The sequence below is a fragment of the Humiphilus diazotrophicus genome (assembly GCF_059726315.1).
This window is the reverse complement of sequence record NZ_AP040870.1, coordinates 7,163,394-7,178,895: the sequence shown is the minus strand read 5'-3', so window position 1 is coordinate 7,178,895 and position 15,502 is coordinate 7,163,394. Positions and strand designations below refer to the sequence as shown.

The 15,502-nt window shown below is 55.3% G+C and carries 13 protein-coding genes; 6 read left to right on the top strand and 7 right to left on the bottom strand.

What is annotated here, in order from left to right; genetic code table 11:
* Positions 1-274: 274 nt before the first annotated feature.
* Together AC6I7T_RS28710 and bla are read right to left on the bottom strand one after the other, a co-directional pair.
* Complete coding sequence (locus AC6I7T_RS28710) at positions 275-553, bottom strand: hypothetical protein (RefSeq protein ID WP_497791263.1); 279 nt, start codon at positions 551-553, stop codon at positions 275-277.
* Positions 474-1,532: a class A beta-lactamase gene (bla, locus tag AC6I7T_RS28705; protein WP_497791262.1), complete on the bottom strand. Its 1,059-nt coding sequence runs from the start codon at positions 1,530-1,532 to the stop codon at positions 474-476. The genes AC6I7T_RS28710 and bla overlap by 80 nt, the downstream gene beginning before the upstream one ends.
* Before the next feature lie 671 nt (positions 1,533-2,203).
* Here bla and AC6I7T_RS28700 point away from each other — a divergent pair.
* The 5 genes from AC6I7T_RS28700 (at position 2,204) to AC6I7T_RS28680 (ending at position 5,737) form a co-directional block, all read left to right on the top strand.
* The gene (locus tag AC6I7T_RS28700; protein ID WP_497791261.1) at positions 2,204-2,380 is read left to right on the top strand and encodes a hypothetical protein; all 177 of its coding nucleotides are present in this window, start codon (positions 2,204-2,206) and stop codon (positions 2,378-2,380) included.
* A 45-nt stretch (positions 2,381-2,425) separates the two neighbouring features.
* Positions 2,426-3,559, top strand: a complete 1,134-nt coding sequence (locus tag AC6I7T_RS28695) for an alkene reductase (protein WP_497791260.1) — start codon at positions 2,426-2,428, stop codon at positions 3,557-3,559.
* Positions 3,560-3,606: 47 nt separating this feature from the next.
* Positions 3,607-4,353, top strand: coding sequence for an alpha/beta fold hydrolase (locus AC6I7T_RS28690; RefSeq protein WP_497791259.1), 747 nt, complete (start codon positions 3,607-3,609; stop codon positions 4,351-4,353).
* A 130-nt stretch (positions 4,354-4,483) separates the two neighbouring features.
* A complete protein-coding gene (locus AC6I7T_RS28685) occupies positions 4,484-4,885 on the top strand; it encodes a nuclear transport factor 2 family protein (RefSeq protein ID WP_497791258.1) in 402 nt (133 codons plus the stop codon).
* 72 nt (positions 4,886-4,957) lie between these two features.
* Positions 4,958-5,737 (top strand): hypothetical protein, encoded by a 780-nt coding sequence (locus tag AC6I7T_RS28680; RefSeq protein WP_497791257.1) that lies wholly within the window; start codon positions 4,958-4,960, stop codon positions 5,735-5,737.
* 257 nt (positions 5,738-5,994) lie between these two features.
* On the opposite strand, the gene AC6I7T_RS28675 is transcribed toward AC6I7T_RS28680, so the two are convergent.
* From AC6I7T_RS28675 to AC6I7T_RS28665, 3 genes are all read right to left on the bottom strand, one after another.
* Positions 5,995-6,906: an alpha/beta fold hydrolase gene (locus AC6I7T_RS28675; RefSeq protein ID WP_497791256.1), complete on the bottom strand. Its 912-nt coding sequence runs from the start codon at positions 6,904-6,906 to the stop codon at positions 5,995-5,997.
* A 76-nt stretch (positions 6,907-6,982) separates the two neighbouring features.
* Positions 6,983-8,170 (bottom strand): MFS transporter, encoded by a 1,188-nt coding sequence (locus AC6I7T_RS28670; protein WP_497791255.1) that lies wholly within the window; start codon positions 8,168-8,170, stop codon positions 6,983-6,985.
* Between the two features lie 479 nt (positions 8,171-8,649).
* Positions 8,650-9,183, bottom strand: coding sequence for a GNAT family N-acetyltransferase (locus AC6I7T_RS28665; protein WP_497791254.1), 534 nt, complete (start codon positions 9,181-9,183; stop codon positions 8,650-8,652).
* A 197-nt stretch (positions 9,184-9,380) separates the two neighbouring features.
* Here AC6I7T_RS28665 and AC6I7T_RS28660 point away from each other — a divergent pair, with 197 nt between their 5' ends.
* Positions 9,381-13,136, top strand: a complete 3,756-nt coding sequence (locus AC6I7T_RS28660) for a hypothetical protein (RefSeq protein ID WP_497791253.1) — start codon at positions 9,381-9,383, stop codon at positions 13,134-13,136.
* Positions 13,137-13,395: 259 nt separating this feature from the next.
* Here AC6I7T_RS28660 and AC6I7T_RS28655 read toward each other — a convergent pair whose 3' ends face one another.
* Both AC6I7T_RS28655 and AC6I7T_RS28650 read right to left on the bottom strand, forming a co-directional pair.
* Positions 13,396-14,043: a dihydrofolate reductase family protein gene (locus tag AC6I7T_RS28655; protein ID WP_497791252.1), complete on the bottom strand. Its 648-nt coding sequence runs from the start codon at positions 14,041-14,043 to the stop codon at positions 13,396-13,398.
* Between the two features lie 325 nt (positions 14,044-14,368).
* Complete coding sequence (locus AC6I7T_RS28650; RefSeq protein WP_497791250.1) at positions 14,369-15,349, bottom strand: AraC family transcriptional regulator; 981 nt, start codon at positions 15,347-15,349, stop codon at positions 14,369-14,371.
* Between the last annotated feature and the right edge of the window lie 153 nt (positions 15,350-15,502).

Below are 15,502 nucleotides of genomic sequence, written 5' to 3'. Positions count from 1 at the left end.
AGATTGGGAACCCTCGGTCAGTTTCCGCGAAGCGCGCACAGGCTTGGTTAATAGCGTGAAGTTAGCCAGCGTCCAGTGATCCAGATCGGAGTTATCGAAGATAGCATCCTCGCCAATGCACTTAGCAAACCCAGATCGGTGCCGATAACGCCGCTAGGGCACAGGGATCTGTCGGCTGATGCCGATTCATCCCTCTGGCAAGATCTGGCCGGAAATACGACTTAAACCTGCATTCAGGTGGCGCACAATCTCGAGTTGGTCGTGAGGAGCCGAATTAATGACTCGCAATCGCGTCTGCGAGGAACCGGGCAATTGCGGCAGAGATCTCCGCCGCGTTACCGCCGCCGATACCTCCGGATCTTACGAATGTGACAACGGCAAATCGAGCTTTTTCGCTGGGGTCAAAGATCAGCCCTGCAAAGCATCCGTCTTGCTTATCAAGAGGGTAGCCGTGACGGCCACCTGTTCCAGTCTTACCGCCGATGGCCCATGCTGTATTCGCCAAACTGTCGGCAATTCGAACAGCCGTGCCTCGCTTTACGGTCTCCAGCATCGCGTCTTGAATTCGCCGGGCTGTTTCCTTCTGCAAAATGCGCTTCGGAGTAACACAAGACAGGCCACGCCTCTTGTTTGTGTCGAGCTTTGCTATCGGAAAGAGCAGAGCCGTTTTGCGTGACATAGTCGTATACGGCTCTCCCTATTCGTGCAATGACCTGGAGTCGAGCGGCATCATCTGCCATCGCGTTGGTTACAAATACGGCGATTGCAAGTCGGCGCCGATCGGGTAAGGTAATGAGCCCGATATCGTTGGTGGCACCGGCAATACCATTGTCCACGTCCGAGCTTCCACTCTTGTGAAAGACTTCGGTCCTGTTTGGCAGATTGGCTTCGAGACGGCCCGAAGGCGAGCTCATCCATTCCAGCAGCAACGCGGTGTGCTCCGCTGTTAAAGGCGAATGGTCGCTGAGCAGACGAAGAAGCTGAACAGCCCCTTGCGGCTCGAACCAGTTTCGATATTGTAGGTCGTGTTTGCGATGCAGGGCGCGTTCGTCGTCTTGCAGATGAAATCCCGTGACTCCCAAGGATGCAACGTAAGCATCGACGATCTTGGGACCACCGGCAAGTCGAAGCAGCATGTCGGCGGCCGTATTATCGCTGAACGTAACCACCATCTTCATGAGCTCCCGCAAAGGCACGTCAACGCCTGCATGTGGATACTTGTCTTGAAGCGGGCTATGTGGTTTAGGCAGAATCAGGTCCGACGTTCGGAAAGGAATCTCCTGGTCCAGCGTGAACCTTCCCTGCTCCACCTGATGCAGGATTGTCAATACCAGCGGCATCTTGAAAACAGACTGCATGGGAGCGTGCGCAGCCGGATCGAGGTCGCAATTCAGGGCAGTACCGGGCAGCGAGCAGGCTACCGACACCTTGCCATGCGCATCTGCCGCAATACTCCGAATCTGCTGCTGGAGAGGCTGTTGCGCGACAGCAGGGGCAAGGAAGAGCGCAAATAATAGAAGGCTGAAACGCACTCCTCATCCGTACGATATGAACCGGACAGGGTCAATGACAAACTTGATTCCCCATACTGATCGAATCCGCTTCCACCAAGGGGCCTCGACAGCGCTCCGAAGCAACTATGCTCGCAGGGTGCATATCGCCAATTCGCTCGTCAGCTGTCCTGCTGGTGGCCAGCCGAGAGCTAGATGCATTTAGGTGCCGCAAAGGACATTTTTCGAGGAGTAATCGGGCGAATTTAAACCTGACCAATGCTGGATGAGTGATTCGGCAACAGTTGAGCCAAGGCCACCTGTCCGAATAGCCGACTTTAACAGCTAGGTGGTTCGCGTCCTATAACCAGTATGTCTGTTTGGCACCAGATGAGAGCCGTCGGGGCCACATCCCCCACTCTCCACCCTAGCCACACCAACCAGCGAGCACTGATCCCTTTTATACAGACTCTAGGAAAAACTTTCGCTAGATTAAACGAGCTAGTCGCATAACCATCTGGATTCGCTAACAGCTGGGACGGACGGCTGCATGTGTGCGGACGTTGAGATCGGTGCCTGATTCAATGCTCGCAGCCCTGCAGGCAGTAACTGCATGAGAGGGCCTAGCTGCGCGTTTTCTGCATTGCAGTCTCGTGATCAGGCTTCATCTAAGCTCGTCGGGCCACATTTCCACAATATCAAGGAGACATCCCATGTTACGACGGATCTTAGCTGGTAGTTCCGGGATCAGCGGCATTGAGACTATGGTGCTGAACGGCGATCCTATCAGACTGATGTGTACATCATCACGTTTCGGGTGGCAGGCACATGCCCGCACCGTTGCGCTCCCTCACAGCGATCACAGAGTGGTCGCTGTTCTTGCTTCATAGTTCATCAAGTAAAGGCTCATCACCGCTAAAGACGGAGAGTTCAACATGACGGACAATCCTGAAGGGGCATTATTCGTTCCACTGCAACTCGGTACTATTCATCTGAAGCACCGCGTGGTAATGGCTCCGTTGACCCGGTCCCGTTCCATTCAGCCTGATTCTGTTCCTGGTGCACTCATGAGGGAGTATTACGAGCAGAGAGCCTCACCCGGCGGCTTGATTATCACGGAAGCCACCAACATATCTTTAACCAGCAGGGGATGGCTGGGCGCGCCTGGACTCTACTCGGATGAGCAGGTGCAAGGCTGGAAATCGATAGTCTCCGGGGTGCGAGCCAAAGGTGGACATATATTCGCCCAACTTTGGCACAGCGGACGTTCGTCTCACACTGCCATGACAGGCGGAGCAGCGCCGGTCTCTCCCTCGGTTGATCCCGATTACTGGCAGAACCCAAATCACCTTGTCTCGATCCCGGGTGGTTGGGTCCAGCCTTCTCCTCACAGGGCGCTTTCGTCCGCGGAGATTGGATGCGTCGTTCAGGATTACGGAAGGGCAGCAGAAAGAGCAATGGACGCGGGCTTTGAGGGTGTCGAATTGCATGCTGCGAATGGATACCTGGTTGACCAGTTCCTTCAGAACGGAAGCAATCACCGCACGGACGAATATGGCGGTTCCATTGAGAATCGCACGCGATTCCTGTCGGAGATTGTCACCACGCTCGTTTCCGTGTGGGGTCCAGAACGTGTGGCTGTGCGGATAGGGCCAAACGGAACATGGAATGGCGTACGCGACAGCGATCCCAAAGCGCTCTTCTCCTGGGTAGTTGGGCATTTGAACCAATTCAGACTGGCTTATTTGCATCTCATCGAACCGCGCATCGCCGGCAGCGAACTCGTCCACACAAAGCAGGGACCTGTAGCGGCAGAATGGTTGAGGCCTATCTTCAAAGGCAAACTCATTGCCGCAGGCGGCTTTGAACCCGACACGGCCGAAAGCGCTGTCGCCGCCGGAACACTGGATGCGGTTGCATTTGGCCGGTACTTTGTATCCAATCCCGATCTTCCCTGCCGTATCAAGGAGCATCTTCCCCTAGCCAAGTACGATCGCGGAACGTTCTACACATTCGATGCTCCTGGTTACACAGACTATCCGGCACTCGCGGGCGCGATCTGCGCTTAGAGGAATACCGCAACAGAAAACGCAATTCAACAAACTGGAGGTCACAAATGAGCAACAACGCAAACATCATGCTGGTGCACGGCGCATGGGCAGACGGTTCATGCTGGAGCAAGGTCATCTTGCTGTTGCAGGCAAAGGGATATAAAGTAACTGCCGCACAAATTCCTCTCACCTCACTTTCTGACGATATCGGGGTCACACGGCGGCTGTTGAACGCAAGCGCTGAGCCCACAGTTCTGGTCGGCCATTCGTATGGAGGTGCGGTCATCACGGGCGCCGCAACAGAAACTTCTCAGGTAAAGGCACTTGTTTACATTACGGCCTTCGGTCTGGATGAAGGAGAAAGCCTCGCTTCGTTATCGAAGCAGGGAGCCCCATCTCCTGGTTCAGGTGCAATCGAACCCGATAACAATGGGTTTCTCTGGATCAATCGCGAGAAGTTCCACAAATCGTTTGCTGCCGATGCCACTAGCGATGAAGCTTCGGTGATGGCTGCGGTACAGAGGCCTCTGAGCTTCGCCAGTTTTTCGGAAGCTGAGGGCAGCGCTGCCTGGAAGACGATCCCTTCCTGGTACCTCGTGTGCAGTGACGATCAGATGATTCCCCCGCCGGCGCAGGAGTTCCTCGCCAAACGAATGAATGCGACTGTGCGGTCCGTACCGTCAAGCCACGCGCCGTTCATGTCACATCCGCGGGAAGTAGCCGACATCATCGCACTCGCCGCTGAAGCCATCACGAACCAGGCGACTCAGCCCATCGACAACCAGATGGCGCTAACAGGGACAGCTTCGTAAACGGTCTTGAGCGTCTCTCCAATGTTAGTGGGGGTTGAGGGCACTGGCTGGCAGCAAACGAAGGGCAGGCGATCCTTGCTCCTCACCCCCCGGATTCAAAACCTCACTCGGCACCGAAAGGAAGCATCCATTGTGTAACGAGACCGCAGAGAAGAACAAATCCATCGTGCTCGCAGCCTTGACAGGCGCCTTTGTCGATCATGATCTAGGCGCCCTCGACAAATATTGGGCCGAAGACTACATCCAGCACAACACGTTCATTCCGCCCTTTCGCGAGGGCCTACGCGGCCTCGTTGCGCAGCTGCCGCCAGGTTCAACGTATGAACCCGGAATCATCATCGCCGAGGGAGAGTACGTAGTTATTCATGGACGATATTCGGGGTACATGCCAATCCCACAAATCATCATCGACATTTTTCGTCTCAAGGACGGTCTTCTCGTTGAACACTGGGACGTCATCCAGGACGAAGTCACACCCAGCCTAACGACAAGCGGAAACGCACAGTTCACGAATCCGCAGCAGAGCGTTTGAGCACGCGTTAGCCATGCGCACTCAGGGTTCACTTCTCTTTCACCATCAACCCCTCACGAAAAGGGAGCACAGATGAGCAATCTATTGGAACAGGCAGTGAAAGCGCACGGTGGGATGGAACGTTGGAACGAGGTGAAGGCGATCAAAGTGGCCGCATCGATTACTGGCGCAATCTGGTATGTGAAGAGCCAAGGAAACAGCCTCGCGAATGTCGTGCTGACAGCCGAGACAAAACGAGAGCGCCTGACGGTGGACTTTCCTGGACAGAATAAGCGAGCACGCTTCGAGCCGAATCGGGTCGTGATCGAATCGGAAGACGGTACGGTGATCGAAGCCCGCGATAACCCTGAAGAATCATTCGCGGGACAGCAGCGGGAGACGCCCTGGGATGAGATTCATGTGGCCTACTTTGTCGGCGAGGCCTTGTGGACTTACCTAAACACACCGTTCCTCTACACCCATGAGGGTTTCGTCACCGAGGAGATCTCATCAATTCAGGTCGACGGCGAGACCTGGCGGCGACTCAAAGTAACCTTTCCCGACAGCGTAAAGAGCCATACAAAGGAACAGATCTCCTGCTTTGGCCCTGATGGACTGCTTCGTCGCCACGACTACACCGTCGATATCCTCGGTGGCGCCACAGGACTCAATTACGCCTTGGAATACCGAAATGTAGACGGAATCATGGTACCTTCCAAGCGCAGAGTATATGCGTATGAGGGGGATTACCAACTTGTGAAGGAGCCTTTGCTCGTCAAAATCGATATGGGGGAGATCACGCTCCTTTCGCAATCCGGCCAACTGGAGACAAGCCTGGATCAACCAGCTCTTGTCGGCTCTGCGAAAGCGTAAAGGAAGCTGTCCAAGTCGGTCGACGATCCCTGTTCGTAGATCCAGATCAATACGAAAGGCTCAGGATGTCCACGCAGTCCCTCTTCACCGCTCTACACCTGGGAGTCATCGAGATTCCGAATCGAATCATCATGGCGCCTCTTACGAGGCATAACCGAAGAAACTTGCGCTCATCACTGAGACCGGGAGGAGTTCGACAGAGAGAGTAATCCTGAAAATGGGTATATCCGACTGTCAATGAATGGTAAGCGCTGTTATCAATTTTGCTCAGGGATGCTCAAGAGCCTTTCCACGGCTGCGGCGATTTCCTGCGGAGCCTCAGCGGGAACGCAGTGCCCGACCTGAGGAAGGATGCGTCGTTCGTACGGCCCGATGAACTTGTCGCGCTGATCGTCAATCGACGGCGGTGGCTCAACCCCATCCTTACCGCCGGAGAGGACCACGGTCGGCACTGAGATCGTGGGCTGACTGGCCAGGCGAGCTTCCAATTCGGCAAATGCGGGATCGCCCGGCGAGTTCGCATAACGGTGGCGATACTCGTGTATGACGGTAGCGATGAAGTCCGGATTCTCGAATGACCGCGCGGTAAGCTGATACTCTTCGTCTGTGAAGCGCCAGGTGGGCGACCAGAGCTCCCAGAGCAGTTTGCAGAAGGCATTGCGATTTTGCTCGAATCCCCTCCGTCCGAGCTCGGTGTTGAAGTAGATCGTGTACCAACGCCTGTACGCTACATCCGGAGGAGCAGGCCGCGAGGCATTCTTCGCGATGTCCTGAATGGCGTAACCCTGTGACGAGATCAGGCCTCGGACCCTTTCCGGCCAAAGTGCGGCAGCAATGCACGCTGCGCGACCTCCCCAGTCGTAACCCACAAGAACGGCCTGAGGCACGCTCAGGGCATCGAGGAAATCAATTACGTCTCTACCGAGGGCAGCTTGCTGGCCGGAACGAAGAACATTTTGATCGCGATACCGCGTGGGACCGAAGCCACGCAGATACGGCACCAACACCCGACGACCTGACTTCACCAGTTCATTGCGGACCTCGTCATACTGCCGCACGTCGTACGGAAAACCATGCAGCAGGACAACTGGAAAACCAGATGCCGTACCGCTTTCTTCATAAGCGATTTCAAGCGTGGCCGTCATGGCCTTGAGTTGGCGTATTTGCATAGAAGAGCTCATTTCCTTGAAGGCGCTATGAGCGCCTCCAGTAAGTCTGGCGTAAGAGATGCCTGCATGAACATTTTCACTGCTCAAGGTGCGAGAAAACCGCACGAAGGCTTAGAACCAGCGGCACGATGACCAGCGCCGTACATGCCGCCGAAAGGATGCCGATCATCTGGCTGGAATGGTCTGCGATTATTCCGTAAGCGATAGGTGCGAGTGCGCCGGAGCCGATCACTCCTGTATAGAACCAGGCGAAGGCTCGGCCTGTATTCCCTTGAGGCGCGAGTTCAGGAACGGTGCCATAAAGAACCGACGATGTACCGTTCAACACCATTCCGAGGAGCGCGAGGAGCGCGAGCATCGTGGCAATCGGAGTAAAGCACGTCGCTCCGATCAGCGCGGCTGTCGCGATTTCGGTTATAACTACACTCCAGACGACGCCGATGCGCTGACCAAGCCATCCACAACTCGCCTTCCCCAATGCTCCGCCAATGAACACCAGAGCCAAGCCGAGGCCAACTGTCGCCGACGATCCTCCACGCTTGTGAATGAGAAAAGGAAGGAACAAAAGGTAGCCCATTCGTGTTGCTGTATCGAGAACGCCTATCGAGAGCAGCACACCGAAACCGCCGCCGCTCTTCCGCTGATGCTCGGAATGTTGATGCATTGAAGGGTATTCGGGCTCATTCGGTAGAAGCGCAAGGAGACCGAATACAACAAGAATCCCGAGGAGCCCCATCAGCCCGACGACACTTCGCCAAGCTAACACCGGCAGTAGAAGTGCAACGACAGCCGGGAGGGCAGACTTCCCAAGATCACCGGCGAAATTGTAGATACCCAGTGCCCCACGCGCTTGTGGACCATAACTATGGGTCACAAGCTCCGAGGCGCGCGGATGTTGCACGCTCGATCCGACCCCGGCAAGAACGAGTCCAACGCACAGGCCCGCGAACCCGACAGGCAGCGCCATTGCGATAAACCCAGCTGCGGCGATGAACGTTGAAAGGGCCAATGCCGAGCGCGGCTTCAGACGGCTGGCAAAGCGATCGGCTGGAACCTGAAGTCCGCCCATCGTCCCGTAGTAGAGCGCCCGGACAATGGCGAGTCCCATGTAAGACAGGCCGAACTGTGCCTGCCACGCGGGTAGAAGGGCATAGAGTTGATCCGTGTAGCCGTCATGCAGAACGTGCGAAAGGCAAGCGCCAAAAAGGTTACGGCTCTTGCGGCTAACATTCCGCTTGGATAGAAGGTTCCATATATTCACCATCAAAGGCTCCCAAGACACACAAAGTCTGTTTCGACTTTGCCCTCTGGGATTTTGGCCCTTGGGTGCGAACCGCCCGGTCCTTTGTGGCGCTTGGACCGATCCGAAGGATCGGAACCCTAGCCACCTCATTCCGCCGATAGCAGTATTTTACGAGGAACCTCCAACGTCACACAATCCGCCACGCCTTTTGACCGGACAAATCGGAGACGAAACTCTGGATGATTAAGATTCCCTTCCCAGACGAGTTCATCCGAGAAGCCGATTATTTTTCGTAATGCGTGCTTGAGGATCGGCATCCCGGTCCATCCGAAGAAGAGAGATTGAAGGATACGAAGTGGATCACAGAGATCTATAGGTCTGCTTCAGCAAATAGTTCGTACTCAAGGCCGGATTATGGACCGTGAAGTTGGGATCGCTACTGGCATCCCCGGCCCTTCCTTTGTGCTGGGGTTCGAGGATGTTCCTGGAGCCATCGGCGTTTAAGAGGACCGCTGCTTATCGTGCCAGCTCTGGGCAGTGATCGCCCACATGCACACCTCGATCTCTTTCGGGCCCCAGAGAATGTTGTGTGTGTAACTGAATCCCACCCGCTCCAGCAGTTTTCGTGAGTTGTCGTGCTCGACACCATGTCCGGCAACGATCACCGGCAGGTCCAGCGTCTCGAATCCATGCGCGAGTACAGAGAGCAAAGCCTCCTCGCCCAGGCGCAGTCCCCAGGCGGCTCGCATAAGATTCACGCCAGCCTCGATTGTCTGTGGATCCTTCGACCATGGCCGCAGACCGGCACACCCTGCGAATTCGCCTGTCTCACGCAGGAATATTGGCCAATACTGTAGACTCAGCCGACGCTCACGCTCACACTCGGTCTGAAGTCGTATGTGTGCCTGTTCCCGGCTCATGGGTCCGCCGAAGTAGCGAGTCACCTCCGGATCACACCACAACGCTTCAGCAAGCGCAGTATCTTCTTCAGTCCAGCTTCGAAATGTCAAACGGGCAGAGGACGGGGGAACCATGCGAAATGGAAGCTCCTGCACATCGTACTTCGCTACTAAGTCTACTAATTACTCATGGTGAAGTCGCATGGCGACTATAATGTCACGTCCGGCGCACAACGGATGACTACCGTCGCCATTGGCGTTTATCGGTATGGATCTACTGCGCGGAGTATGATGGCGCTGAATTCATTTCAGATGTCAAAGCGGAGCTCAAAATGCGACTTGTGACAGCGCATCATCTGCAAGGGTGGGCGGAAACAACGCCGCTGGATGCGAGAGCGGAGATAGCGGAATTAGTTAGGTCTCTCGTGAGAGCCTCTTGCCCGGGATTAAGCTACTGCCGCTTTCCTGTCGGAAACGCTTCACAAACTCATGGATGGGATGGCGTCACCGAGCTAACGCAGGGCGTTGCCTTTGTGCCGGAAGGGCGCACGATTTGGGAATTCGGAGCTGGAGCGGACTATAAGACGAAAGCAGACGGCGATTACGACAAACGAAAGAAAGAGCTAAGCCCCGAAGAACGAAACAGGACTAATTTCATCTTTGTGACACCCCGCATATGGGACACCGGACGTGAGTCCTGGGAGAAACAGTATTCCCGCGACGGATGGTTGAGCGTGAAAGCTTACGATGCCAACACGCTTGAGAACTGGCTTGCGGACCAACCCGCCGTGGCAATCCGTTTTGCAAAGCTGATCCCAATTCTACCCCCAGTTGGAGTCCGAACGATCCAAGATTTTTGGGATGAGCACAGTCTGAATACGACGCCTCCGCTCACAGAGGATCTATTCCTGATGGGACGGCAGGAAAGAGCAAAGCGTCTATGCGACAGCTTGAGCGCCGGACTCCGGGGGCTCAGTAAATGGCAGGCGGATTCTGCGATAGAGGCAGCGCTCTTCGTCGCCGCAGCAATGCGGAAAGCTGATGCCGAGCTCTCTGGTTTTCTCCTCTCGAAAGCGCTATTGATCGAATCCATCGAGGCTGCCAGACAGCTGCCATCTACCGGCGGATTCATTCTGATCCTTTTTCCAGAAAACGATCGACTAGGTGCTGCTCTCGAACGAACGAATCAGGTAATCTTTGTTCTTGGCTCCAGTGACATAGCTACATCGCCGATCGAACAGCTTGACCAGATGAGTACACAAGACTTCGCGGCGGGCCTACGCGCCATGGGTGTCGAAGAGCACGAGGCATTTCGGCTCGCTGGCATTTGTTGTCGAAGCGTGACGGTGTTTTCAAGACTCAATGCTCGAGGCATCGTCACTCGCCCGAATTGGAGCAATGACGCAGCCGTCGTGCCCCTAGCACTCGCCGGGAGCTGGGACGCCTCAAACGAGCAAGACCGGACCGTAATTGCAGCACTCTGCGATAAGTCCTATGACGAGGTCGATCTAGAAGCACGGAGGCTAGCATCTCTAACCGATGCACCCATAGATCTTGATGGCTCGATCTGGACGATCAGGTCACAGAAGGACGCGTTTACATTGTTGGGTGCATTGGTCGGGAATGCGCATCAAGAAAGGCTGCGCAACGCCTGCGTCGCCGTCTTCTCCGAAATCGACCAGACACTGGACGTGCCAGACGAGGATCAACCCACCATCCCAACAAGGGGTTCTGACTTTCGCCACTCGGAATGGCTTCGACGGGGACTGAGCAGGACGCTGCTTCTGATATCGGGATTGCATCAGGCTGCCCGATTCAGAACAATCGGGCTGACGCCAGAACAATACATCGACAATGTGGTGGGCCGGCTTCGCGACCTAGCTGTAGATATAAGGGTCCTCGCGAGCCTCAAGTCGGAATTCCCAACTTTGATGGAGGCAGCGCCATTCCCTTTGGCATCCGCCCTCGAGCAGGTGCTCGAGGGCGACAGTGAAAGGTGGGCGCCAATAATCTTTCGAGGTAAAAAGGGTTCCCCGCTCTTCGGTCAGACGAGTCCGCACACTTATATTCTGTGGGCCGTAGAGACGCTGGCGTGGAACTCCAATTATCTCTATAGAGCCGCTTCGATCCTCCTGAGGCTTGCCGAAGTGGACCCAGGCGGCGCTACTACAAATCGTCCCCTGGATAGCTTGCGAAGAATCTTTCTGGCTTGGCGACCGCAGACATACGCGCCATTGGCCGAGCGGACTATAGTCATTCGTCGGATTTGCCTCGCGCGCCCCGAAGTCGGATTCAAACTCGCTCTGGCGCTCCTGCCAGCGTCACACGACTCGACACACGATACGGCAAAACCGAGGCTGCGCGATTTCGGTGATGCCGCCCAAGCTCCGACTACGCCCGAGGAGATGGCAGCAGCCTTTAAGGCATACTCTTCGCTTGCCACCGAACTCGCAGATGGCCACGCGGGCCGGCTCATGGCCCTTATCGATGGGTTCGCCGGATTGGAATCGGAATCTCGGGAGCGCGCAATCAACTCCATAAGATCCGTCGCCGCAAAGGTGAACGATGAGGAGAGATACGAGCTCTGGACAAAGCTGAGATTGTTTACACAGCGCCACAGAGAATTTCAAAAGACGAATTGGGCGTTGCGCGACGAGCATCTACGTCCGCTCGAAGCTTTATGTGAGGACATAGCTCCAGAGGATCCTGTACACCGAGACTTATGGCAGTTCAATGACCTCGTTTCAAAGATCGAAATGAGGGACGGTAGTGACTACGTTGAAGAGTCAAATAGGTCCAGAAGAGAGGTCGTGCGCAACATCCTGAACGATCGGGGAATCCCAGCCGTGATTGCCCTGGCAAAGGCGGCTAAGGAGCCCCATCTCGTTGGCTACGCACTTGCAGAGGCCGTTGAATCTCAAGCTCCGCTCGAAGAAGTGTTCCGCTCAGAGTTCACACCGCAATCGGAGATTAGCGAAGACTTTTTTGTTGCGGTTTCAGGTGCCGCACATTTTCGCTTCGGCGCAACATGGGATCCCTGGATCGCCGATGTGGCGGCCCATTCGGATGCACGACGCGGCGCGATCCTGTTTTTGAGATGGCAAGACAACAGAGACACGTGGAGCTTCGTTCAGGGGCTAGCCCCCTCAGTTGAGCAGGAGTACTGGAGAAGGAAATATGCTTTGAACCAATCTTCCGACGAGGACTTGCTGTCTGCAATCGACAAGTACAACTCCGTCGGCAGATTTAGCGCGAGCGTCGACTTGATCGCTTACCAAGAGAAACGAGTTCCGACCGAAACGTGCATCCGAGTCCTGCGCGGGCTTGTCGGCGAGTTAAACGCATCTGGGTGGAATTCGCAACACACGCTCTATTCCGTGACACACGTATTCGAAGCTCTTCAAAAGCGTGCCGATGTGACCGTCGAGGAACTCGCGACGCTCGAATATCAATACCTCCCGGTTCTTGAGCATCAGGGGGAACCTGTTGCACTGATTCAATTGCTCAAGAGCTCACCCAAATTCTTCGTCGAGGTGATCTGTGACGTCTTTTCCCCCTCGTCCCCAAAAGAGCACAGAGAGATCTCTGAAGAACGACGCGCCAAGGCGCGATTCGGCTACCAAATACTCCAGTCCATGAAGTCTCTTCCGGGGTTCACGGAAAGAGGACCTGACCATGAAGCACTCAAACGCTGGATTGATGAGGTCAGAGCCCTATCAAAGGATGTAGACCGTGTGACGATTGCCGACCGGCAGATCGGTCAAATGCTTGCTCATGCGCCAGCCGACGCAGAGGATGGCGCTTGGCCCACTCGTCCGGTGAGGAATGTCATCGAAGAGAATGCGTCCAACGAGATCGAAAGAGGTATTGCAATCGCAAGGTTCAATATGCGGGGTGTATTTCTGAAAGCTCCCTACGAAGGCGGAAAAGAAGAGAGGACTCTCGCGGCTCACTATCGAGAATGGGCTCAGGTGGTAGCACAATGGCCCAGGACCAGCCGATTGCTCCGCCAAATTGCTAAAGATTGGGAACTGCGGGCTGCGGAAGCTGATATTCGTGCTGAACTCGATCAGCGCCTTGACTCCTAGATGAACATGTAATGGGATGTTGGCCAGCGTCATGAAATTTCGCGCCCGGTCAGCAAATCAATATCGCCGTCGCCATCGACGTTTGCCGGGACCAATTCGTGCATTCGCTGCGAAGACTATTCTGTATAAGTGATCTGCCCTGAATTCAACAGTTGAGATTCAAGCGGCCAGATCCTGCATGCTGGCCGACTTCGCAAAAATCATCTGGAGCCAGCCTCGTAGCGCGTTGTTCCTCTGTGATGAGGCTGTAACGGCCACCTCAGACTTTCTCAAGCGTAATATGAATCGCGTATTCCGAAGCCTTGTGGCCGGTCACGGAAAACCCGAGTGCGCGCAGATCAAGACCATGAAAAAGCGCCTCGCCCTGGCCGAGAAGAACAGGCACAGACGCAATGTGAAGCGAGTCGATCAATCCAGCCTGCAGATACTGACGCACCGTCGATACCCCGCCCCCGATCTTGACGTCTTTCGTTCCTGCAGCTTCCTTCGCGCGTTCCAGTGCCTCATTGATTCCTCCCGTGACGAAATAGAAGGTCGTCCCGCCCTCCATTTCGAGAGGCTCGCGTTCGTAGTGCGTTAAGACGAAGGTTGGCGCGTGATAGGGCGGGTTTTCGCCCCACCAACCCTTCCAGGAATCGTCCGGCCACGGACCACGCACCGGACCGAACATGTTGCGGCCGAGAATAAAAGCACCAAAGTTGTCCATCGCCCGCTGAGCGAATTCATCGTCGATATCCCCAACCGATCCGCCGCCGTTCCCGTGCATTGAAGAGAATGTATGAGTGTGAAAAAACCACTGGAAGATCTCTGGTCCCCGTTTGCCGAGGGGATCGCCCAGGCTTTGCTCAATCCCCGCGCTGAAGCCATCCAACGACACACCAAATCCTGCCACCCTGACCTTTTGCATTTATCCCATTCTCCCGATTTCCGTACTGGGGGTTCGCCTCTTGCCGGAGTTGCGGCTATCGTGCAGCGTGATTCCGATGCTGAAAGCAATCGCGCTCTGCCGAGTGGAGCAAAGACATAAGAAATCCGGCTGAGGAATAATACAACGCCCTTCTCACCCGCGTCAGATCAGGCTCTGCCGGTATTGTCTCGAAGTCATCCGCGATAAGCGTGACGTTGGGGCCAACTGACTTGGGCGAACGCGACACAACCCACTTCGCCCTTCGCACGATGCAACAGACGCAATAGTAGGCTCAAGGAGAATCCTCTGTTTCAAAAATCCTCCGTCATTCGGCATGACCCTGACCTTCAAAACCACGCTTGAGATACTCACCAGGGTTGGCCCCGACAACTCGCTTGAACGCCTTACTGAACGCAGCGTCGGACTCGTAACCGACCAACCGAGCGACATCAAAATGCTTCTTGTCACGCTGTTGTAGTAACTGCATCGCCTTCTGCATCCTCCACTCGGTGACATATTCCAGTGGCGTTTGTCCAAGCAAATCCTTAAAACGTGCTGCGAATGCGGAGCGAGACATGCCCGCCGCTGCGGCCAGGGATTCGACCGTCCAGGGTGTATTCACACTGTCGTGAATTGCACTTAGAGCAGTACCTATTTGAGGATCGAAGATCGCACGAAGCCATCCTTTGTTAGGTCCTGGTCCCGACGCGATATGCGCCCGGAGTATTTGTATAAACAGGACCTCGGCTAGCCGATTCGAGACGATTTCAGATCCCGGCACCTGTTCTGCCATTTCTGACACCAGCGCTCGCATTGTGTCGTGAAGCGCAAGGGAGCGTGCCTGCTCGGCCTTAATCAAAATGAAGCTCGGCAATAACTGAGTGATCGGCCTCAGGCTGGCGCGATCAAAGCTCATGGACCCGCAGACGATTGTCGTCGGCGCGCCACCCCCTCCATGATGGACGACATTCCCAATGGCTCTAGCGCCGACTTCGCGGAAGGTTGACATTGGACGTGTTCGCGGGCTGTCGCGCAAAATAATCGAAGTCCCCCGGGCAAGCAAAATACAATCACCACCGGTGAGGGGAATCGGCTCCGGAATCCCTTCCACACTTAGCCAGCAATTGCCGCGCGAAAGCATGACGAAGTGCGCCAAATCTGCGGGTGGATTTTTTTGACCGGAAGGCGTGACCTTTTCTTCGGTCTGCTTCTCCTGTCTCAAGCCCCACGGCGCTGTGGCTTCGAGCCTGTGCTGACCGAAAGCGGTTACGTGCAACGTTCTGAAGATATCTGTTATCGGGTCCAACTGAGCCTCCATCTGCTCTCGAAAACCATAGTGTTCTGTAAGCCTCTACGGAAACTGCACAGCTTTGCTTGTCGGACAAGTGCAGCATCAGGTCGAAGAGACCTCAATCGTGACGGACATTCTCTTTCCTTCCAGCGTCACAGTTCCTACACT